General features: G+C 59.0%; 19 protein-coding genes and 1 pseudogene. 14 read left to right on the top strand and 6 right to left on the bottom strand.

Features of this window, described 5'->3' with window-relative positions; all coding sequences use genetic code 11:
* Positions 1-88: 88 nt before the first annotated feature.
* A complete protein-coding gene (gluQRS, locus tag IQK56_RS01595; RefSeq protein WP_150677369.1) occupies positions 89-976 on the bottom strand; it encodes a tRNA glutamyl-Q(34) synthetase GluQRS in 888 nt (295 codons plus the stop codon).
* 83 nt (positions 977-1,059) lie between these two features.
* Positions 1,060-1,503 carry an RNA polymerase-binding protein DksA gene (dksA, locus tag IQK56_RS01590; RefSeq protein WP_150762240.1) on the bottom strand — a complete coding sequence of 148 codons (444 nt, stop codon included), beginning with the start codon at positions 1,501-1,503 and terminating at the stop codon, positions 1,060-1,062.
* A gap of 318 nt (positions 1,504-1,821) precedes the next feature.
* Here dksA and IQK56_RS01585 point away from each other — a divergent pair, with 318 nt between their 5' ends.
* Both IQK56_RS01585 and sfsA read left to right on the top strand, forming a co-directional pair.
* Positions 1,822-2,994, top strand: a complete 1,173-nt coding sequence (locus tag IQK56_RS01585; RefSeq protein ID WP_193863846.1) for a pyridoxal phosphate-dependent aminotransferase — start codon at positions 1,822-1,824, stop codon at positions 2,992-2,994.
* Positions 2,994-3,704 (top strand): DNA/RNA nuclease SfsA, encoded by a 711-nt coding sequence (gene sfsA, locus IQK56_RS01580; RefSeq protein ID WP_193863847.1) that lies wholly within the window; start codon positions 2,994-2,996, stop codon positions 3,702-3,704. The genes IQK56_RS01585 and sfsA overlap by 1 nt, the downstream gene beginning before the upstream one ends.
* On the opposite strand, the gene IQK56_RS01575 is transcribed toward sfsA, so the two are convergent.
* Positions 3,701-4,018 carry a Rieske (2Fe-2S) protein gene (locus IQK56_RS01575; RefSeq protein ID WP_122307143.1) on the bottom strand — a complete coding sequence of 106 codons (318 nt, stop codon included), beginning with the start codon at positions 4,016-4,018 and terminating at the stop codon, positions 3,701-3,703. The genes sfsA and IQK56_RS01575 overlap by 4 nt on opposite strands.
* Positions 4,019-4,174: 156 nt before the next feature.
* On the opposite strand from IQK56_RS01575, the gene IQK56_RS01570 reads away from it, so the two are divergent.
* Genes IQK56_RS01570 through IQK56_RS01560 form a run of 3 tightly spaced genes read left to right on the top strand, consistent with a single transcriptional unit; the run spans position 4,175 to position 6,854 of the window.
* Positions 4,175-5,053, top strand: a complete 879-nt coding sequence (locus tag IQK56_RS01570) for a heme/hemin ABC transporter substrate-binding protein (RefSeq protein WP_122307144.1) — start codon at positions 4,175-4,177, stop codon at positions 5,051-5,053.
* Complete coding sequence (locus IQK56_RS01565) at positions 5,050-6,087, top strand: FecCD family ABC transporter permease (RefSeq protein ID WP_099584815.1); 1,038 nt, start codon at positions 5,050-5,052, stop codon at positions 6,085-6,087. The genes IQK56_RS01570 and IQK56_RS01565 overlap by 4 nt, the downstream gene beginning before the upstream one ends.
* Complete coding sequence (locus IQK56_RS01560) at positions 6,087-6,854, top strand: heme ABC transporter ATP-binding protein (protein ID WP_122307145.1); 768 nt, start codon at positions 6,087-6,089, stop codon at positions 6,852-6,854. Before IQK56_RS01565 ends, IQK56_RS01560 begins: the two co-directional genes overlap by 1 nt.
* A 245-nt stretch (positions 6,855-7,099) precedes the next feature.
* On the opposite strand, the gene IQK56_RS01555 is transcribed toward IQK56_RS01560, so the two are convergent.
* From IQK56_RS01555 to IQK56_RS01545, 3 genes are all read right to left on the bottom strand, one after another.
* On the bottom strand, positions 7,100-7,372 hold the full coding sequence (locus IQK56_RS01555) for a TfoX/Sxy family protein (protein ID WP_071490018.1): 273 nt from the start codon (positions 7,370-7,372) through the stop codon (positions 7,100-7,102).
* Between the two features lie 203 nt (positions 7,373-7,575).
* Positions 7,576-7,920, bottom strand: coding sequence for a pentapeptide repeat-containing protein (locus tag IQK56_RS01550; RefSeq protein WP_112196751.1), 345 nt, complete (start codon positions 7,918-7,920; stop codon positions 7,576-7,578).
* Positions 7,921-8,013: 93 nt separating this feature from the next.
* Complete coding sequence (locus IQK56_RS01545; RefSeq protein WP_150762237.1) at positions 8,014-9,570, bottom strand: bifunctional aminoglycoside phosphotransferase/ATP-binding protein; 1,557 nt, start codon at positions 9,568-9,570, stop codon at positions 8,014-8,016.
* Between the two features lie 118 nt (positions 9,571-9,688).
* Between IQK56_RS01545 and mrcB the strand changes: the two are divergent.
* From mrcB to msrQ, 9 genes and pseudogenes are all read left to right on the top strand, one after another.
* A pseudogene (gene mrcB / locus IQK56_RS01540) lies at positions 9,689-12,012 on the top strand (penicillin-binding protein 1B).
* Between the two features lie 16 nt (positions 12,013-12,028).
* The gene (locus IQK56_RS01535; protein WP_150677366.1) at positions 12,029-12,763 is read left to right on the top strand and encodes a tetratricopeptide repeat protein; all 735 of its coding nucleotides are present in this window, start codon (positions 12,029-12,031) and stop codon (positions 12,761-12,763) included.
* Positions 12,763-13,092: a YqcC family protein gene (locus IQK56_RS01530; RefSeq protein WP_193863848.1), complete on the top strand. Its 330-nt coding sequence runs from the start codon at positions 12,763-12,765 to the stop codon at positions 13,090-13,092. The genes IQK56_RS01535 and IQK56_RS01530 overlap by 1 nt, the downstream gene beginning before the upstream one ends.
* Positions 13,093-13,523: 431 nt before the next feature.
* Positions 13,524-15,248 carry an acetolactate synthase 3 large subunit gene (locus IQK56_RS01525; protein ID WP_112196999.1) on the top strand — a complete coding sequence of 575 codons (1,725 nt, stop codon included), beginning with the start codon at positions 13,524-13,526 and terminating at the stop codon, positions 15,246-15,248.
* A gap of 2 nt (positions 15,249-15,250) precedes the next feature.
* Positions 15,251-15,742: an acetolactate synthase small subunit gene (gene ilvN / locus IQK56_RS01520; RefSeq protein ID WP_003176102.1), complete on the top strand. Its 492-nt coding sequence runs from the start codon at positions 15,251-15,253 to the stop codon at positions 15,740-15,742.
* Positions 15,743-15,789: 47 nt separating this feature from the next.
* Complete coding sequence (ilvC, locus tag IQK56_RS01515; RefSeq protein ID WP_099584822.1) at positions 15,790-16,806, top strand: ketol-acid reductoisomerase; 1,017 nt, start codon at positions 15,790-15,792, stop codon at positions 16,804-16,806.
* Positions 16,807-16,950: 144 nt separating this feature from the next.
* A complete protein-coding gene (gene pssA / locus IQK56_RS01510) occupies positions 16,951-17,808 on the top strand; it encodes a CDP-diacylglycerol--serine O-phosphatidyltransferase (protein ID WP_099584823.1) in 858 nt (285 codons plus the stop codon).
* Between the two features lie 63 nt (positions 17,809-17,871).
* The gene (gene msrP, locus IQK56_RS01505) at positions 17,872-18,885 is read left to right on the top strand and encodes a protein-methionine-sulfoxide reductase catalytic subunit MsrP (RefSeq protein ID WP_122307150.1); all 1,014 of its coding nucleotides are present in this window, start codon (positions 17,872-17,874) and stop codon (positions 18,883-18,885) included.
* Entirely contained in the window at positions 18,885-19,505 is a 621-nt protein-coding gene (gene msrQ, locus IQK56_RS01500; RefSeq protein WP_122307151.1) for a protein-methionine-sulfoxide reductase heme-binding subunit MsrQ, read from the top strand. Before msrP ends, msrQ begins: the two co-directional genes overlap by 1 nt.
* The last annotated feature ends 106 nt before the right edge of the window (positions 19,506-19,611 follow it).

Here is a 19,611-nt window from a genome sequence, read left to right as displayed (position 1 = left end):
AGCAGGACCAATCGATAGATGTACATGTTGGCCTCTGATTAAAAAACTGCGGCGATGGTAACGGATGCTTGGCAAGCTGCAAGCGCCTTCAGCTCAATTGCGCTTCGGCCAGGGTGAGTGTGCGCGGGATCAGCGTGGCATCCCAGTGCCGTATGCCCCAATCCAGCAGTTCCCGGGGGCTGGCGTGAAGCAGTTCGCTGCCGGTTTGCTGGCCGAGGGCGCGCAGGGCTCTTACTAGCAAAGGCGTGGCCTGGTCGGGCGTCAACGGCGGCGAGCGGTAGGATTTGCCGAGTTTGTTACCGTCCGGCTGGACGATCAACGGCACATGCAGGTAGCGCGGTTGGCGCAGGCCCAGCAGTTCTTGCAGATACAGTTGGCGCGGCGTGGAGTCGAGTAAATCGGCGCCCCGCACGATATCGGTAACACCTTGCCAGGCGTCATCCAGGACCACGGCCAGTTGGTAGGCATAGAGGCCGTCGCGGCGACGGATGACAAAGTCGCCCGCTTCGCGCCCCAGGTGTTGTCGGAATTCACCTTGTACACGGTCAGTAAAGTGATACGAAAGCTCAGGAACACGCAAGCGGATGGCGGCATCTTGCTGCTCGTGACCGGCGTTGCGGCACAGGCCCGGATAAATCCCGTTGTAGGGTTCCAGTTGTTTGCGCGAGCAGGTGCAGGCGTAGGCCAGGCCGTGGTTGAACATGTCGTTCAGCACTTTGGCGTAGGCCTCATGCCGCTCGCTCTGTCGGACCAGTTCACCGTCCCATTCAAAACCGTAGCTTTCCAAGGCATGCAGGATCGCCGCCTGGGCACCGGGTTCTTCGCGGGGTGGGTCGAGGTCTTCCATGCGCATCAGCCAGCGGCCGTGGTTGGCGCGGGCATCAAGGTAGGAGGCGAGGGCGGCGACCAGGGAGCCAAAGTGTAAATGGCCGCTGGGCGTGGGGGCGAAACGCCCGATATAGGTAGAGGCTGTCATGGGCCGGATACTACTGGATAATCGGTAAACGCCAGAAACAAAAATGGAGCGTTTTCACGCTCCATTCGTTCAGCTCGACAGGATTACTTGCCGACCTGTTTTTCCTTGATTTCAGCCAAGGTCTTGCAGTCTACACACAGGTCAGCGGTTGGGCGGGCTTCCAGGCGACGAATGCCGATCTCGACGCCACAGCTTTCGCACCAGCCATAATCTTCCTCTTTGATCAGTTGCAGTGTCTTGTCAATCTTCTTGATCAACTTGCGCTCGCGATCACGGGCGCGTAGTTCGAGGGCGAACTCTTCTTCCTGGCTGGCACGGTCGGCCGGGTCAGGGAAATTGGCTGCTTCGTCCTTCATGTGGTCAACGGTACGGTCGACCTCCTGCATCAAGTCCTGTTTCCACTTGTTCAGGATCTTGGTGAAGTGCTCGCGCATGGGCTCGCCCATGTACTCCTCGCCCTTTTTTTCTACATAGGGTTCGAAGCCGCCGAGGCCTTGAGTCTGCTGTTGCTTTGCTTGGGTGGACATGACTAGACCGCCTCTCACTCTTCTAATCCATTGCGCAGGATTGCAACGTCACCGACACCTGCCGGCCCTGCGGCTGCAAGCGGGCGAACTTACCAGATAGATTCGGGGTGCGCCACTCCCGGTTGTCGAGCCTGTCGCGTCGGGGTTGCAAACTGTAGCAGCCCGTCGTGACTGGGTATGTTTCGGCTCGAATGTTGATTTTAGTCGTTTTGTGCGCGCTTGCTGTGGCCGCTTGGGTGGCCAGGCAGGCAATAGAACATGTTTTACCGCGCGGGTTCGGTAGAATCCTGATTTTGTCCTCACCGTTAAGGAAGGCTAATGGCTCAGCCCTACAGTGCGCGCAGTCGCGCCATCGAACCTTTTCATGTCATGGCATTGCTGGCGCGTGCCAATGAGCTGCAGGCCGCCGGCCACGATGTCATCCACCTGGAGATTGGCGAGCCGGATTTCACCACGGCTGAACCGATCATCCAGGCCGGTCAGGCGGCGCTCGCCAATGGCAAGACGCGCTACACCGCGGCCCGTGGCCTGCCGCAATTGCGTGAGGCGATCAGCGGTTTCTACCAGCAGCGGTACGGATTGAATGTCGATCCCGAGCGAATTCTGATCACTCCGGGAGGCTCCGGCGCGTTGCTGCTAGCCAGCAGCCTGCTGGTGGATCCGGGCAAGCATTGGTTGTTGGCAGATCCGGGCTATCCGTGTAACCGGCACTTCCTGCGACTGGTTGAGGGCGCCGCGCAACTGGTGCCGGTAGGGCCTGAAGTACGCTATCAACTGACCGCCGAACTGGTGGCCAAGCATTGGGATCAGCACAGCGTAGGTGCATTGGTTGCCTCACCGGCGAATCCTACCGGCACGATCCTCTCTCGCGAGGAGTTGGCCGGGCTTTCCAGCGCAATCAAGGCGCGCGACGGCCATCTGGTAGTCGATGAGATCTATCACGGCCTGACCTACGGCACCGACGCGGCCAGCGTGCTGGAAGTCGATGACGACGCCTTTGTCCTGAATAGTTTTTCTAAGTATTTCGGCATGACCGGCTGGCGCCTGGGTTGGCTGGTGGCCCCGCCCGCTGCGGTGAGTGAGTTGGAGAAGTTGGCGCAAAACCTTTATATCAGCGCGCCAAGCATGGCCCAGTATGCGGCATTGGCCTGCTTCACCCCGCAAACCCTGAGCATTCTGGAGGAGCGCCGTGCCGAATTTGGCCGTCGCCGCGACTTCCTGCTGCCCGCCCTGCGCGAATTGGGTTTTGGCATCGCCGTCGAGCCGGAAGGGGCGTTCTATTTGTACGCCGATATCAGTGCGTTCGGCGGGGATGCCTTCGCATTTTGCCGGCATTTCCTCGAAACCGAGCATGTCGCATTTACACCGGGTCTGGATTTTGGTCGTTATCAAGCGGGCCATCATGTGCGCTTTGCCTACACGCAAAACCTTGATCGACTACAGGAGGCGGTGGAGCGCATCGCCCGCGGCTTGCGGAGCTGGCAAGGCTGATGCGCTTTTATCCTCCCCTTGAAGAAGGCCGACTGATTCGCCGCTACAAGCGTTTTCTCACCGATATCGAGACCGTTACCGGCGAGTTGTTGACCATTCACTGCCCCAACACCGGTTCCATGCTCAATTGCATGGTGGAGGGCGGGCAAGTCTGGTTCAGTCGTTCCAACGACCCCAAGCGCAAGCTGCCCGGCACCTGGGAAATCGCCGAAACGCCCCAAGGCCGCTTGGCGTGCGTTAACACGGCACGCGCCAATCAGTTGGTCGAGGAGGCTTTACGCGCCGGCGTGATCACCGAACTCAACGGTTTCACCGCATTGAAGCGTGAGGTGCCTTACGGCCAGGAGAAAAGCCGTATCGACTTTCGCCTGGAGTGCCCCGATGGCGCCGCCTATGTCGAAGTCAAAAGTGTCACCCTGGGTTTCGATGACACCCGGGTTGCTGCTTTCCCTGACGCGGTGACCCAGCGTGGCGCCAAGCATCTGCGGGAGTTGGCCCACCTGGCGCGTGAAGGCGTGCGAGCGGTGCAGTTGTACTGCGTCAACCTCTCGGGAATCGACGCCGTGCGCCCAGCCCTGGAAATCGATGCCGCCTATGGTGCAGCCTTGCGCGAAGCTAAAGCGGCCGGAGTGGAAGTGTTGGCATATGGCGTGCGCGTGACGGCCGAGGAGATTTGCGTGGATCGTCGGTTGGACGTGTTGCTCGACTAGAAGTCCACCCACAGGCCCTGTTCGTCTTCGCGGCCGCGCAGGGCTTCGAGGCTTTTACCGGCGCAGGGGCCGGCAATGCATTCACCGCTCTCGATCAGGAACAGCGCGCCGTGGGTGGCACATTGGATCAGGCTGGCACTGTCATCGAGGAACTGGTCGGGCCGCCATTCGAGCGGGATGCCGCGATGAGGGCAGCGGTTGATATAGAAGTAGGCAATGCCGTCCCGGCGTACGGCCAACAATTTGCAACCATCGATTTCAAAACCGAGGCTGCTGTCTGGCGCGAGGGTCTTGGAGGGGCAGAGAAACTTCATTTCAATCCTTAAGTGCCTTGACGTTCAAATGCAAACAATTATCAAATGCCGGCTTCGCCCATTAGCTGACTGGGTGCTCAGTTCGATGCCCGGCAGGGATTACCTGTCACATCAACGAGTGCTCGAAAGGCCCTGCCCTCGCAAGGAAACCCTGTTATGCGCCTGAGTACCAGCGCTATTGCGCTTGTTGTCGGACTGCTGGTCAACCCCGGGGCGCACGCCTCGGAACAGCCACAACGCTGGGTCAGTGCCGGTGGGGCGCTGTCGGAATGGGTGACGGCTCTGGGCGGTGAACCGAAGTTGGTTGGCGTGGATACCACCAGCCAGCATCCTGAGTCGCTCAAATCGTTGCCCAGTATCGGCTATCAGCGGCAATTGTCGGCGGAGGGCATTCTCAGCCTGCGCCCCCAAGTGCTGGTGGGCACCGAAGAGATGGGGCCGCCGCCGGTAATTGCGCAGATTCGCAGTGCGGGCGTCCAGGTTGAAATGTTCTCGGCGCAGCCGGATCTAGCGACTTTGAAAGGCAACCTTCAGCACCTGGGCAAATTGCTGGGCGATGAGGCCAAGGCCAACGAATTATTTACCGGATATGAGCAGGCGCTTGATCAGCAGAAAAGCTCGCTCGCCAAGGCCCGGGCCTCGCAAAAGGCCCCAGGTGTTTTGCTGTTGATTGGTCACGCCGGCGGCAAGCCGCTGATTGCCGGCAAGGACACGGCGGGTGATTGGATGGTGCAGCAGGCGGGCGGGCACAACCTGGCCACCCATACGGGTTACAAACCGTTTTCGGTGGAGTCGCTGGCAGGGCTGAGCCCGGATGTACTGGTGTTCGCTGATCGTGCCCTCACGGGGGATGCAGCCCGTGCGGCCCTGTTCAAAGAAAATCCTATCCTCGCTTCGACGCCGGCGGCCAAGAGCGGGCGGGTATTTGAGCTGGACCCAACACTGCTGGTGGGCGGGCTCGGGCCGCGTATGCCGCAAAGCTTGGCGAAATTGTCTGCCGGGTTTTATCCGTCCCAGGCTAAACCGGCCCCATGACCGCACTGGTGAAGCCCAAAACCCTGTTTATCGGGCTGACGCTGTTGTGTGTATTGGCGATCTGGCTCTCGTTGGCGTTGGGGCCGGTGAGTCTGCCATTGCTGGATACGCTCAAGGCGGCTTTGCGTTTGGTGGGCGTGCCGATTGAAGCGCAGGGGCTGGAGCAGGCCGAGCTTATCCTGGGGCAGATTCGGTTGCCGCGTACCTTGCTGGGCCTGGCGGTAGGGGGCGTGCTGGCATTGTCGGGCGTGGCCATGCAAGGGCTGTTTCGCAACCCGCTGGCCGATCCTGGGTTGGTGGGGGTGTCCAGTGGTGCGGCGCTCGGAGCGGCTGTCGCCATCGTTGGTGGTTCGTTCTTCGGAGGATTGCCGGACGCATTCGGGCCGTACCTTCTATCGCTGTGCGCATTTCTTGGCGGGTTGGGCGTGACTGCGCTGGTGTATCGACTGGGCCGGCGTAACGGCCAGACCAATGTAGCGACGATGCTGCTCGCCGGTATTGCCCTGACCGCGTTGGCGGGCTCGGCGGTGGGCTTGTTCACCTATTTGGCGGACGACGCCACCCTGCGGACCTTGGCGTTCTGGAACCTGGGCAGCCTCAACGGTGCGAGCTATTCGCGATTATGGCCGTTGCTTTTGGTCAGTGCGGGGGTGGCGCTTTGGTTGCCGCGCCGGGCCAAGGCGTTGAATGCGCTGCTGCTGGGTGAGTCTGAGGCCAGTCACTTGGGTATTGATGTTGAAGCGCTCAAGCGCGAGTTGGTGTTCTGTACCGCATTAGGTGTCGGTGCAGCGGTGGCTGCAGCGGGCATGATCGGTTTTGTGGGGCTGGTGGTGCCGCATCTGGTCAGATTGCTGGCAGGGCCTGATCACCGTGTGTTACTGCCGGCTTCAATCTTGGCGGGCGCGAGCCTGCTGCTGTTTGCCGACTTGGTTGCACGGCTGGCCTTGGCGCCAGCAGAGTTGCCGATCGGCATAGTGACTGCGTTCATTGGTGCGCCGTTTTTTCTTTACCTGTTGTTGCGGGGGCGTGCCTGATGCTGCGTGCTGAAGACCTGCAGGTCCGCCGCGGTCGTAAAACCGTGCTGGCGGATGTCACTCTCGACCTGCTGCCAGGCCAAGTGCTGGGCGTGCTGGGTCCCAATGGCGCCGGCAAGAGCACTTTGCTGGGGGCATTATGCGGTGAGTTGCATCCCGATCAAGGCAGGGTATGGCTGGGCCAGCAGGCGTTGAAAGACTGGACCGGATCGCAGCGCGCCCAGCGTCTGGCGGTGTTGCCACAAAGCTCGACCCTGGATTTCGCCTTCCGCGTCGAGGAGGTCGTCGGCATGGGCCGTCTGCCCCACCAGACCGGACGTGTGCGGGATGACGAAATCATCAACGCAGCCTTGCATGCCGCGGATGTCGCACACTTGAGTGGCCGCAGTTACCTGGCATTGTCCGGTGGCGAGCGCCAGCGCGTGCACTTGGCCCGAGTGCTGGCGCAGCTATGGCCGGGTGAAGCGGGGCAGACGTTGCTGCTGGATGAGCCGACGTCGATGCTTGATCCCCTGCATCAGCACACGACATTGCAGGCCATCCGTACCTTTGCCGATCGGGGCGCGGCCGTACTGGTGATCCTCCATGACCTGAACCTTGCTGCGCGTTACTGTGATCGCATTCTGCTGCTGGAGGAGGGGCGCCCCCATGCTTTGGACACGCCGGTGAAGGTGCTGCGGCCTGAGCCGCTCAAGGCTGTATTTGGTCTGGATGTGTTGGTTCAGCCACACCCGGAGCGTGGGCATCCGCTGATCATTGCGCGCTGAAGTCTGCTTTCTTGCAGGCAAAAAAAAGACCCGGCAAGAGCCGGGTCAAATAACCGTGATTAGCCTGATGAGGAGATAATCTGAGAGTCCGAACCAATGGTCTTTCAGTTATCGGCTGATCTCGCGACCAGTTGTGATAATCATAACGATTCTCATTTGAGAGTCAACACAAGTTTTTGAACGATCTTCCGTTTTTCTCAAACGGTCGTTCGAAACCTCCGTAAACATTGGGTTTTCTGGTCGATCTAATTCTTCTGACGCGTTGAAATGGCATCCAGTTGGCGGTTCAACGCTTCCTTGCGCTCGGCGGGAATGTCGTTCCAGTGCACGTCCATCAGCGCCCCCTCGATCGCATACAGCAAAACCTTCGATGCGCGGAACCCACGAGTTCTTACTGCGCGATACGCATCGACTGCGCCCAGGCGCCGCAAGTCCGACGCGCTGTGGATGCCCACCGCATGCAGCCACTGCGCTGACGTCTTGCCAAGGTTTTTCAGGTGTTGCAGCTCATCGTTCATCAAGCCTCCTTGCGACGGCCGAAGGGTGCGGTGGGTATTCGTGACCAGGCAAGCCTGAACAGGAGTGTAGCGTTCAGTAGGAAAAGCGTGGTTCTTTGGTCCGAAACGACCCAAACGCTTATAAGAATGGCGCGGAGATTTTGACAGCGAGCAGGCATGAGCAGCCCGCTACGCGTTGCGCGTAGTCGGGCTTGGGGCGCGTGTTACTTAGTGCGGTAGCGCAGGCGCGTGCCGAAATTGACCGACATGAGGATCTCGTCGGCAGTCAATTCAGGTGGGAAGTAGGTGCCCGAAATCTGCGCATGGGCCAGGCTGGCGCCCTCCAGCGAGCAGTCGCGTAAATCCAGGCCGCGCAAGTCGGCGGAGCGGAAGTACGCGTCGGTGAAGTCGACGCCAGTGGCGTTCAATTCACGCAAGTCCAGCCCACGGAAGTCACCACCGCGCATATCGATAGCGCCGTCTTTCGGACGCTCCTGGTTGAAGCCGCGAACATCGTCTTTATGCAGGAGCGAGTAGAGCGGGGTATCAAGAAGCTTGGGCTGAGTCATGACGGCGAACTCCTGTTGGATTTATGACGCCATTATAGTGCCACTATTGCTCGGTCGTGCGCCCAAGTAGACGACACGACCAAGAAATTTTTCTTACAGGCCTGGCAAGCGCTGGCGAATTTGTGCAACTACCGCGTCGAGGGTCCCGCTTTGATTGGTCTCCACGCGTTTGCTCAGCAACAGCTCTTCAGCTGTAAGTGGGTCACGGTTTGCCTGCTGGGCTTCGATAACGGCCAGGGTCGCGTCGGATGGATCGTTTTTGTCTGCCTGACGTTGCGCCAGCCAACTGCTGATAACGGCCTGGGGGGCGTTGCAATCCAGAATCAGGAAGGGCGCACCGGTAGCTTCGGCAACCTTGGCGGCGGTTTCACGTTGTTCGCGTTTCAGGAAGGTGGCATCCAGTACCACCGGGAAGCCGGCGCGCAGCACGGTATCTGCGATGTCGTTCAAGCGAGCGTAGGTCTTGGCGCTGGCATCGGATGCATAGATGCCGGCCTGGGGTGTGTTTTCCACGTGCTGCTCGCCGAACAGGCGCTTGCGTTCCACATCCGAGCGCACACGTACGGCACCGAGCGCCTCTACCAGGCGCATGGATACGTGGCTTTTGCCCACAGCCGAGACGCCGTGGGTAATCGCCAGAAAACGTGAAGGAATGGTGCTGTAGCTTTCTGCCAGGTTGGCGTAGTTGCGGTACTGGCGCAGGGTGGTGGCCCGTTGTACCGGGCTTGCTTCGCTCGGCATGCTGAACAACGACACTTTGGCACGCACCAGGGCGCGGTAGGCTTTATAGAAGTTCAGCACTTCAAGGCCCTGATAGTCACCGGTCAGCTCCAGGTACTGGCTGATGAAGCGGCGGGCCAGGGACTTGAGGCCACGGTCTTCCAGGTCCATGGCCAGGAAGCCGGTGTCGGCGTACACGTCGGTGAAGCGAAACGGCTCGTTGAACTCGATGCAGTCGAAAATCACCACCTGGCCATCAATCAAGGTGGCATTGCCGAGGTGGATGTCACCATGGCACTCGCGGGTGAAGCCGTCGAGCTTGCGCTGTGCCAGCAGCGGCTTGAGGCGGTCGAAACTGCTTTCGGCCCAGGCTTGCAGGGCTTCCAGTTGAATCAGGTCGGCCTTGTCGCTCAGAAACGGACGGATCTGGTCGAAGTTCTGCCGTACCGGTGCCATCACTTCGTCGGGGGTGCCGGCAGGGTGGGCTTGTGGCACTTTCGGCGCGGTGAGATGGAAGTGTGCGATCTGCCTGGCCATTTCATCGATGTGCGCGGCAGTCAGTTCGCCATTGGCTTGCAGGGTGCTGAGCAGTTGGCTTTGCGGGAACTGGCGCATCTTCAGTGCATATTCGATCACTGGGCCGTCGCCGCCCAATTGGGGGGCTTCGGCGGTACCGGTAATCGGCAGCACATCCAGATACAAATCGTTCGTCAGGCGCTGGTTCAGGCGCAGCTCTTCATTGCAGAAGTGCCCGCGCTTTTCCAGGTCGGTGAAGTCCAGAAAGCCGAAGTTCATCGGTTTCTTCAACTTATAAGCGTAGGGACCGGTCAATACGACCCACGAAATATGGGTCTCGATGACTTGGAACGCTTCAACCGGATGAGGGTACAAAGCCGGGTTTTGCAGGGCGGCGATCAGTGACTGGCTCACGGGCGATCCTTCAGAGTCTGGGGGAAATCATGGCGCGCATTATGGCTGCTACGGACGGTCGTGCAAACCGCTGTCCGGCTCATGTTGATCATCAATAAAGTGCGTATAATCCGCCGCCATGACTCGATCCCGATCTCCCCGTTCCCGTAAAAAACCTCCTTCCCGCGGCCTGCGTCCGTGGCTTGGCTGGGCGCTCAAGCTCGGCCTTGTAGGCCTTGTGGTGCTCGCCGGATTCGCGGTGTACCTCGACGCAGTGGTCCAAGAGAAGTTCTCCGGCAAGCGCTGGACCATCCCGGCCAAGGTGTATGCACGCCCGCTGGAACTGTTCAGCGGCCAGAAGCTGAGCAAGGATGACTTCCTCACCGAACTGGACGCCCTCGGCTACCGCCGCGAACCCGTGAGCAATGGCCCGGGTGCGGCCGCCGTCAGCGGTAACACGGTCGACCTGAATACCCGTGGCTTCCAGTTCTATGAAGGCCTGGAAAAAGCCCAGCCGGTACGCGTGCGCTTCTCCGGTGACTACGTGGCCGAGTTGTCCTCCCTCAACGGCTCGAAATTGCCGGTGGTCCGCCTTGAGCCGTTGATGATCGGCGGGATTTACCCGAAGAACCTTGAAGATCGCATCCTGATCAAGCTTGATCAGGTGCGCCGTACCTGCTGGAAACCCTGGTTGCGGTCGAGGATCGCGACTTTTATAGCCACTGGGGTGTGTCGCCGAAGTCGATTGCCCGTGCGGTTTGGGTGAATACGTCCGGCGGCAGGATGACTCAGGGCGGCAGTACGCTGACCCAGCAGTTGGTGAAGAACTTCTACCTCACCAACGAGCGCAGCCTGACCCGTAAGCTCACCGAAGCGATGATGGCGATGCTGCTTGAGCTGCACTACAGCAAGCAGGAAATCCTTGAGGCGTACCTCAACGAAGTCTTCGTCGGCCAGGACGGCCAGCGCGCGGTGCACGGCTTCGGTCTGGCCAGCCAGTTCTTCTTCGGTCAGCCGCTGTCCGAGTTGAAGTTGCATCAAGTGGCGTTGTTGGTGGGCATGGTCAAGGGGCCTTCCTACTACAACCCGCGTCGCAATCCGGAGCGTGCGCTGGAGCGCCGTAACCTGGTGCTGGATGTGCTTGAACAGCAAGGCGTGGCCACGGCTGAACAAGTAGCCGCGGCGAAGAAAATGCCACTGGGTGTGACAACCCGCGGCAAGTTGGCGGACAGTTCATTCCCCGGCTTTATCGATCTGGTCAAACGCCAACTGCGTGAAGACTACCGCGACGAAGACTTGACCGAAGAAGGCCTGCGAATCTTCACCAGTTTTGATCCGATCCTGCAGATGAAAGCCGAAGCGTCTGTCAGCGACACCTTCAAGCGTCTGACGGGGCGTAAAGGTTCCGATGAAGTAGAAGCCGCGATGGTGGTGACGAACCCGGAAACCGGTGAAGTTCAAGCCATGATCGGCAGTCGCCAGGCGAGTTTTGCCGGCTTCAACCGCGCACTGGATGCCGTGCGGCCGATTGGTTCGCTGGTCAAGCCTGCGGTCTACCTTACGGCGTTGGAAAAACCGAGCAAGTACACGCTGACCAGTTGGCTGTCGGATGATCCTTTGTCGGTCAAAGGCGGCGACGGCCAGGTGTGGACGCCACAGAACTTCGATCGCCGCTCCCACGGCACGGTGTTCCTGTATCAGGGCTTGGCGCATTCCTACAACATCTCCACCTCTCGGCTTGGCCTGGAAGTGGGCGTGCCGAATGTGCTCAAGACGCTGGCGCGACTGGGTATAACCCGCGAATTCCCGGCGTTCCCATCGATCCTGCTGGGTGCCGGTGCGATGACGCCGATGGAAGTCGCGACCATGTACCAGACCCTCGCCAACGGTGGCTTCAACACCCCGATGCGCGGGATCCGCAGTGTGCTGACGGCCGAGGGCGAGCCGCTCAAGCGCTACCCGTTCCAGATCCAGCAGCGTTTCGATGCGGGCTCCATCTACCTGATCCAGAACGCCATGCAGCGCGTGATGCGTGAAGGTACCGGTAGCTCGGTCTATAAAGTCCTGCCGTCAAACCTGACGCTGGCGGGCAAGACCGGTACCAGTAACGATTCGCGCGACAGTTGGTTTGCAGGTTTCGGTCAGGATGTACTGGCCGTGGTGTGGTTGGGCCGTGACGACAATGGCAAGACGCCATTTACCGGTGCTACCGGTGCGTTGCAGGTCTGGACCAGTTTTATGCGCAAGGCCGATCCGTTGCCATTGAACATGCCGCAGCCGGATAACATCGTGCAGGCCTGGATTGATCCGCATACCGGCCAGGGCTCCGATGCCAACTGTCCGGGCGCAGTCCAGATGCCGTATATTCGCGGCAGCGAACCACCACCCGGTGCTGCGTGCGGTGGCGGTGCCCCTGCGGACGCGGAATCGGTGATGGATTGGGTCAAGGGCTGGATGAATTAAGCAAAGAGGGTTTCAAGTGAACAAGTGGTTGATTCCAGCTATTACAACATTGGCTTTGCTCAGCGGTTGCTCCAGCGTGCAGCGCGGCTCCATCCCCGTGGTGGATTCGAGCACAGCCGTCTCCAATAACGATCGGATCTCGGCCAATGGCGGTTTCCGCCAGACCGTGACCAATCGTCCGGCGCAGGCCAAGCCTCAAGCCGTGCCGCAGGATTCGGGCGTGGTGGTGATGGTGCCGGGCGGCGGCGCGGCTACGTCGGCCCCGATCAGCGCTGAGCCATGGACGCCTGGTCCAAGCACCTCTGGGCCGATCGACTCCACGCCTATTCAGGCTGCGCCGATCAACCAGGGCACCTACAACATGCCGTCGACGCCAAGTGGCATTCCGTCCTCCTCCAGCTCGGGCGGTTTGTCGGCTGACGAACAGTTGGATGGCCCGGTGCTGGCCTTGCTGACGACGGCTCAGCAACAACAGGCCGGTGGCGACCTGAACGGTGCGTCTTCGAGCCTTGAGCGTGCGCAACGCGTTGCACCGCGTGAGCCACAAGTGCTGTATCGCCTGGCGCAGGTGCGCATGGCCCAGGGCGATGCGCCGCAAGCCGAGCAGTTCGCCCGCCGTGGCCTCACGCTGGCCAGCGGGCGTCCTGATCTGCAAGCCAGCCTGTGGGCGTTGATCGGAGATGCACGTGCCGCACAAGGTGACGCCGCGGGCGCCGCCCAGGCCCGTCAAAAAGCCAAGGTCAGCCTCTGATGGATGTACGGTTTCCTGCGATTGCCGAACAGTTATTGCTGATCGAGCGGGAGTTGCGCATTCAGGGCTGGTGGGATGAGGTCCCCCCCGGCGTCGAGGCGCTTAGCAGCGTTGAGCCGTTTTCGGTGGATACCCTGGACTTTCACCAGTGGCTGCAATGGATCTTCCTGGCGCGCATGAAGCAGATCCTCGAACAGGACCTGCCGCTGCCCGGCGCATCGGGGATCCTGGAAATGGCCGAGATGGTCTATGCCGATCGGCCGCGAGAAAGCATTGGCTTGCGTAATGCGCTGAAAAAGTTCGATCAATTGATCGTCGACGCTCGTTAATTGCCTGACTGCCGGGTTTTCCGGCAGTCTTGCGCATATTTCTACCGCTTGACGACATTCAGGCGAGTTTTATCCCTCCTCAAAGCCCTTTCTTCTGCGTTCTCATGCGCTTAGTTGGAAAAAAGCGCAATTATTGCTTGACTTGAACGGCCTGAAACAGAAGAATCCAAAGTCCGCTGTATCGGGACTGCCAGAAGCAGGCCCGCTCAGCAGATCATGAGGCGCACATCCGCGCCGACCTGTTACACCCGCAACGCGTTACCTCGCGCTGGGTGGGAAAAGCCCGCAACACTTGGGACGATCCCAATACTTGCTCAGTCAGTGCTGACGTAGTCGGCGACCACCGTCGCTCATGCTCTGTTGAGAAGTAAACCTATTAAGACCCGTCGGTTTTCAACGGACGGTATTCTGGCGTTTTAGAGGTGAACAACGTGGAGCTTTTATCTGGCGGTGAGATGCTCGTCCGCTTTTTGCGTGACGAAGGCGTCGACTATATCTACGGGTACCCAGGTGGTGCTCTGCTGCATGTTTACGACGCACTGTTCAAGGAACCGGCTGTTACCCACATCCTGGTTCGCCACGAACAGGCCGCGACCCATATGGCTGACGGCTACGCCCGTGCCACCGGTAAAGCCGGCGTGGTATTGGTAACGTCCGGCCCAGGCGCAACGAATGCCATTACCGGCATTGCGACTGCCTATATGGACTCCATCCCGATGGTGATCATCTCTGGCCAGGTGCCTAGCACCATGGTCGGCACCGACGCGTTCCAGGAAACCGACATGATCGGTATCTCCCGGCCGATCGTGAAACACAGCTTCATGATCAAGCATGCGTCGGAAATCCCGGAAGTCATGAAAAAGGCCTTCTACCTCGCACAGTCCGGTCGCCCGGGCCCTGTCGTGGTCGATATCCCTAAAGACATGACCAACCCGGCTGAAAAATTCGAATACGTCTTCCCGAAGAAAGCCAAGCTGCGTTCCTACAGCCCGGCCGTCCGTGGGCACTCGGGGCAAATCCGCAAGGCGGCAGAAATGCTCCTGGCGGCCAAGCGCCCTGTGCTGTACTCGGGTGGCGGCGTGATCCTGGGTGGCGGTTCCGCACCGTTGACCGAATTGGCCAAGCTGCTCAACCTGCCGGTCACCAATACCCTGATGGGCCTCGGCGCCTTCCCGGGTACGGACCGTCAGTTCGTTGGCATGCTCGGCATGCACGGCAGCTACACCGCCAACCTGGCCATGCACCATGCCGACGTGATTTTGGCTGTGGGTGCCCGTTTTGATGACCGCGTGATCAACGGCGCGAGCAAGTTTTGCCCGAATGCCAAGATCATCCACATCGACATCGATCCGGCGTCCATCTCCAAGACCATCAAGGCCGACGTGCCGATCGTGGGTCCTGTGGAAAGCGTATTGACCGAAATGGTCGCTGCGCTCAAGGACATCGGCGAGACGCCGAACAAAGAATCCGTTGCCAGTTGGTGGAAGCAGATCGACGAATGGCGTGGCGATCGCGGCCTGTTCCCTTATGACAAGGGCGACGGCAGCATCATCAAGCCACAAACCGTGATCGAAACCCTGTGCGAAGTGACCAAGGGCGATGCCTTTGTGACCTCCGATGTGGGCCAGCACCAGATGTTCGCGGCGCAGTACTACAAGTTCGACAAGCCTAACCGCTGGATCAACTCCGGCGGCTTGGGCACGATGGGCTTTGGTTTCCCGGCGGCCATGGGGGTGAAACTGAGCTTCCCGGACACCGACGTGGCGTGCGTCACCGGTGAAGGCAGCATCCAGATGAACATCCAGGAACTGTCGACGTGTCTGCAGTACGGTCTTCCGGTGAAGATCGTCTGCTTGAACAACGGCGTGCTGGGCATGGTTCGTCAGTGGCAGGACATGAGCTACGGTAGCCGTCACTCCCATTCCTACATGGAATCGTTGCCGGATTTCATCAAGTTGGTTGAAGCCTATGGCCATGTCGGCATTCGCATCACCGATCTGAAAGATCTCAAGCCGAAGATGGAAGAGGCGTTCGCCATGAAGGACCGCCTGGTGTTCATCGATATCAAGGTGGATACCAGCGAGCACGTCTACCCGATGCAGATCAAAGACGGCTCTATGCGCGACATGTGGCTGAACAAGACGGAGCGTACTTAATCATGCGGCACATTATCTCCCTGCTTCTGGAGAACGAACCCGGCGCTCTGTCTCGTGTTGTCGGCCTGTTTTCGCAACGCAACTACAACATCGAAAGCCTGACCGTGGCCCCGACCGAAGACCCGACCCTGTCGCGCCTGACGTTGACCACCGTGGGCCACGATGAGGTGATCGAGCAGATCACCAAGAACCTCAACAAGCTGATCGAAGTGGTCAAGCTGGTCGATCTGTCGGAAAGTGCCCACATCGAGCGCGAGCTGATGCTGGTTAAGGTCAAGGCCACGGGTGCCCAACGTGCCGAGATCAAGCGCACCACCGACATCTATCGCGGGCAGATCGTCGATGTAAGCGCCAGCGTTTATACCGTGCAACTGACCGGTACAAGCGACAAGCTGGACAGCTTCATCCAGTCGATCGGGACGGCCTCGATTCTGGAGACGGTACGCAGTGGTGTCACCGGGATTGCCCGTGGCGACAAAGTACTCAGCATCTAACCCAAATTAGTGAATGGCCTTACGGCCTGGATATATAGAGGAACCTCATGAAAGTTTATTACGAAAAAGATTGTGACCTGTCGATCATCCAGGGCAAGAAAGTCGCCATCATCGGCTACGGCTCCCAGGGTCACGCGCAAGCTTGCAACCTGAAAGACTCCGGCGTTGACGTGACTGTTGGCTTGCGCAAAGGCTCGGCCACTGTTGCCAAGGCAGAAGCCCACGGCCTGAAAGTGACTGATGTTGCTTCCGCTGTTGCTGCTGCCGACCTGGTCATGATCCTGACCCCGGACGAGTTCCAGTCCGCGCTGTACAAGAACGAAATCGAACCGAACATCAAGAAGGGCGCCACCCTGGCCTTCTCCCACGGTTTTGCGATTCACTACAACCAGGTTGTGCCACGTGCTGACCTGGACGTGATCATGATCGCGCCGAAAGCACCGGGTCACACCGTGCGTTCCGAGTTCGTCAAAGGCGGCGGTATCCCTGACCTGATCGCGATCTACCAGGACGCCTCGGGCAATGCCAAGAACGTTGCACTGTCCTACGCTGCTGGCGTGGGTGGCGGTCGCACCGGCATCATCGAAACCACCTTCAAGGACGAGACCGAAACCGACCTGTTCGGCGAACAAGCCGTTCTGTGCGGCGGTACCGTTGAGCTGGTAAAAGCCGGTTTCGAAACCCTGGTTGAAGCTGGCTACGCGCCGGAAATGGCCTACTTCGAGTGCCTGCACGAACTGAAGCTGATCGTCGACCTCATGTACGAAGGCGGTATCGCCAACATGAACTACTCGATCTCCAACAACGCCGAATACGGCGAGTACGTGACTGGCCCGGAAGTGATCAACGCCGAGTCCCGCCAGGCTATGCGCAACGCCCTGAAACGTATTCAGGACGGCGAATACGCCAAAATGTTCATCACCGAAGGCGCTACCGGCTACCCTTCGATGACCGCCAAGCGTCGTAACAACGCCGCTCACGGTATCGAAGTCATCGGCGAGCAACTGCGCTCCATGATGCCGTGGATCGGTGCCAACAAGATCGTCGACAAAGCCAAAAACTAAGTCGTACGCATCAAGAGAAAACGCGGCTTAGGCCGCGTTTTTTCGTTTGGGGGCGGGTTCTGGTATAAAGCTGCATCGTTTGCGGGCGAACACTCGCCGCAAGTATTGGTCGAATTTTTTTCACACCGTTGCAAGGTAAAGTCCATGAGCGAACGTCCCGACGAGCCTAACCAGGCTCCTGACGCCGAAAGCCTGCTACCGATCGATGAGCATGTCGAAGAAGGGCATGACGCGGAAGGCCGTAAGGTCCGGCACCGTGGCATCTATCTGCTGCCCAATCTGTTTACCACGGCGAACCTGTTTGCCGGTTTCTATTCCATCATCAACTCCATGAGCGCCCAGAGTGCGCTGGCGGCAGGTGATGCCGCGAATGCCAGCAAGTACTTCGGTTTTGCGGCTATCGCCATTTTCGTGGCCATGGTGCTCGACGGTCTGGATGGTCGTGTTGCACGTATGACCAACACCCAAAGTGCCTTCGGTGCCGAGTACGACTCGCTGTCGGACATGGTTGCGTTTGGGGTGGCTCCGGCATTGTTGGCATTTGCCTGGGCGCTGGGTGACATGGGCAAGGTTGGCTGGATGGTTGCCTTCATCTATGTCGCGGGTGCGGCGTTGCGCCTGGCGCGTTTCAATACCCAGGTAGGTACTGCCGACAAGCGTTACTTCATCGGGCTGGCCAGTCCGGCAGCGGCGGGTGTCGTAGCGGGTATCGTCTGGGCATTCAGTGACTACGGCATCCAGGGTTCGAAAATGTCGTTCCTGGTGGCGTTGATGGTTGCAGCGGCCGGTATGCTGATGGTCAGCAACATCAAGTACAACAGCTTCAAGGAGCTTGACCTCAAGGGGCGTGTACCTTTCGTGGCGATCCTGGCAGTGGTGCTGGTATTTGCAGTGGTCTTCAGCGATCCGCCTCGGATTCTGCTGTTGGCCTTCCTGGTCTACGCCGCTTCCGGGCCGGTTCAGTACTTGCTGCATATGCGTCGGGACAAAACATTGCCTTAATGTAATTTCCCCCATACTCCGCAGTCTATTGGTGCATCAGTCCTCCAATGCTGCGGAGTTGCCATGTTAATCAAATTGCCTAAAGCGTCCGATTGCCACGAGTCGGATGTCACCCCCGAGTCTTTCTACCTCTCTCGCCGCAGCTTGCTCGGTGGTGCGCTTGCCGGTATCGCCGCCAGCAGCTTGCCGCGCTGGGCCAGTGCGGATGACGCTGCGCGGTATGCCGATGTTGAGCCGGGGAAGGCGCCGGCCTGGTTTGCTGACAAGCTGCCAGGTACGAAATGGCAGGCGGTGACAGTTGCAGGTGAAGCTATCACCCCGTTCAAGGACGCAACCCACTACAACAACTTTTATGAGTTTGGCACTGACAAGGGCGATCCCGCGAACAATGCGGGTTCGCTCAAGACCGAACCCTGGAGTGTTGTGATTGATGGTGAGGTTGCCAAGCCGGGGCGTTATGCGTTGGAAGATTTCATGAAACCCTATCAGTTGGAGGAGCGGATCTACCGGCTGCGCTGTGTCGAGGCGTGGTCGATGGTCATACCGTGGATGGGCTTTCCGATCTCTGCGTTGCTTAAGCAAGTTGAGCCGACCTCCAAGGCTAAGTACATTCGTTTCGAAACCCTCCAGGACCCCAAGAGTATGCCTGGTCAGCGTTCGAGTTTTGGCTTGATCGACTGGCCTTATGTCGAGGGGTTGCGCCTGGATGAGGCGATGAATCCTTTGGCGATTCTTGCCGTTGGCATGTATGGGCGCGAGTTGCCCAATCAGAATGGTGCACCGTTACGTCTGGTCGTGCCTTGGAAGTACGGTTTCAAGAGTGTGAAGTCCATCGTGCGGATCAGCCTTGTGAGTGAGCAGCCGAAAACCACATGGCAGAGCATTGCCGCGGACGAGTATGGGTTTTATGCGAACGTGAACCCTACGGTGGACCATCCACGTTGGACCCAGGCGCGGGAGCGTCGTCTGCCAAGTGGTTTATTCAGTCCGAATGTGCGTGAGACGCAGATGTTCAATGGCTACTCGGATGAGGTTGCTTCTTTATATGCAGGCCTCGATCTGCGGAAGAACTACTGATGCGTTACCCCGTCTGGCGTATCGGCGTTTTTATAGCGGCGGCAGTGTGGCCGTTGATATGGCTGTATGAAGCGTGGAGTTTTGCCTTGGGCCCAGATCCGGGAAAGGTGCTGGTTGATCGGTTGGGGTTGGGCACTTTGATTTTGCTGCTGATCACGCTGGGGATGACGCCGCTGCAAAAGTTGAGCGGCTGGGCGGGGTGGATAGCGGTGCGGCGGCAGCTTGGGTTGTGGTGCTTTGCTTATGTGGTGCTGCATCTGGCGGCCTATTGTGTGTTTGTTCTGGGTCTGGATTGGTCGCAGCTTGGGGTTGAGCTACGTAAGCGGCCTTACATTATTGTGGGTACGTTAGGTTTCTTGTCATTGTTGATGTTAGCGGTGACGTCTAACCGTTATAGCCAGCGTCGACTGGGCAGTCGTTGGAAGAAGCTGCATCGCTTGGTCTATGTGATTCTTGGGCTTGGACTGCTGCATATGTTGTGGATCGTGCGGGCTGACCTGAAGGAGTGGGCTATCTATGCATCTATAGGTGCGCTGCTGCTGGTATTGCGTATACCTGCGGTAATGCGCCGAATCCCTCGACTTATTACGAAAAAAGCAGCTTCTGCAGGAAAAGCGTAATTAGCCCTTGACGCCAGATTCTGTGCGCCTATAATTCGCCCCACTTCCGGCGTAGTCGAAACGGAAAACTCCTTGGTAAACAATGGGTTACGCAGTTTTCGGCAGC

This window comes from Pseudomonas cyclaminis (genome assembly GCF_015163715.1).
Lineage (GTDB): Bacteria > Pseudomonadota > Gammaproteobacteria > Pseudomonadales > Pseudomonadaceae > Aquipseudomonas > Aquipseudomonas cyclaminis.
Note: the sequence above shows the minus strand (reverse complement) of the source record. Positions and strands in the feature narration are given on the sequence as shown.

Coding starts and splice junctions, on each gene's coding strand:
- gluQRS (WP_150677369.1), bottom strand. CDS start 976: ATGACAGCCTCTACCTATATCGGGCGTTTCGCCCCCACGCCCAGCGGC.
- dksA (WP_150762240.1), bottom strand. CDS start 1,503: ATGTCCACCCAAGCAAAGCAACAGCAGACTCAAGGCCTCGGCGGCTTC.
- IQK56_RS01585 (WP_193863846.1), top strand. CDS start 1,822: ATGGCTCAGCCCTACAGTGCGCGCAGTCGCGCCATCGAACCTTTTCAT.
- sfsA (WP_193863847.1), top strand. CDS start 2,994: ATGCGCTTTTATCCTCCCCTTGAAGAAGGCCGACTGATTCGCCGCTAC.
- IQK56_RS01575 (WP_122307143.1), bottom strand. CDS start 4,018: ATGAAGTTTCTCTGCCCCTCCAAGACCCTCGCGCCAGACAGCAGCCTC.
- IQK56_RS01570 (WP_122307144.1), top strand. CDS start 4,175: ATGCGCCTGAGTACCAGCGCTATTGCGCTTGTTGTCGGACTGCTGGTC.
- IQK56_RS01565 (WP_099584815.1), top strand. CDS start 5,050: ATGACCGCACTGGTGAAGCCCAAAACCCTGTTTATCGGGCTGACGCTG.
- IQK56_RS01560 (WP_122307145.1), top strand. CDS start 6,087: ATGCTGCGTGCTGAAGACCTGCAGGTCCGCCGCGGTCGTAAAACCGTG.
- IQK56_RS01555 (WP_071490018.1), bottom strand. CDS start 7,372: ATGAACGATGAGCTGCAACACCTGAAAAACCTTGGCAAGACGTCAGCG.
- IQK56_RS01550 (WP_112196751.1), bottom strand. CDS start 7,920: ATGACTCAGCCCAAGCTTCTTGATACCCCGCTCTACTCGCTCCTGCAT.
- IQK56_RS01530 (WP_193863848.1), top strand. CDS start 12,763: ATGGATGTACGGTTTCCTGCGATTGCCGAACAGTTATTGCTGATCGAG.
- ilvN (WP_003176102.1), top strand. CDS start 15,251: ATGCGGCACATTATCTCCCTGCTTCTGGAGAACGAACCCGGCGCTCTG.
- ilvC (WP_099584822.1), top strand. CDS start 15,790: ATGAAAGTTTATTACGAAAAAGATTGTGACCTGTCGATCATCCAGGGC.
- pssA (WP_099584823.1), top strand. CDS start 16,951: ATGAGCGAACGTCCCGACGAGCCTAACCAGGCTCCTGACGCCGAAAGC.
- msrP (WP_122307150.1), top strand. CDS start 17,872: ATGTTAATCAAATTGCCTAAAGCGTCCGATTGCCACGAGTCGGATGTC.
- msrQ (WP_122307151.1), top strand. CDS start 18,885: ATGCGTTACCCCGTCTGGCGTATCGGCGTTTTTATAGCGGCGGCAGTG.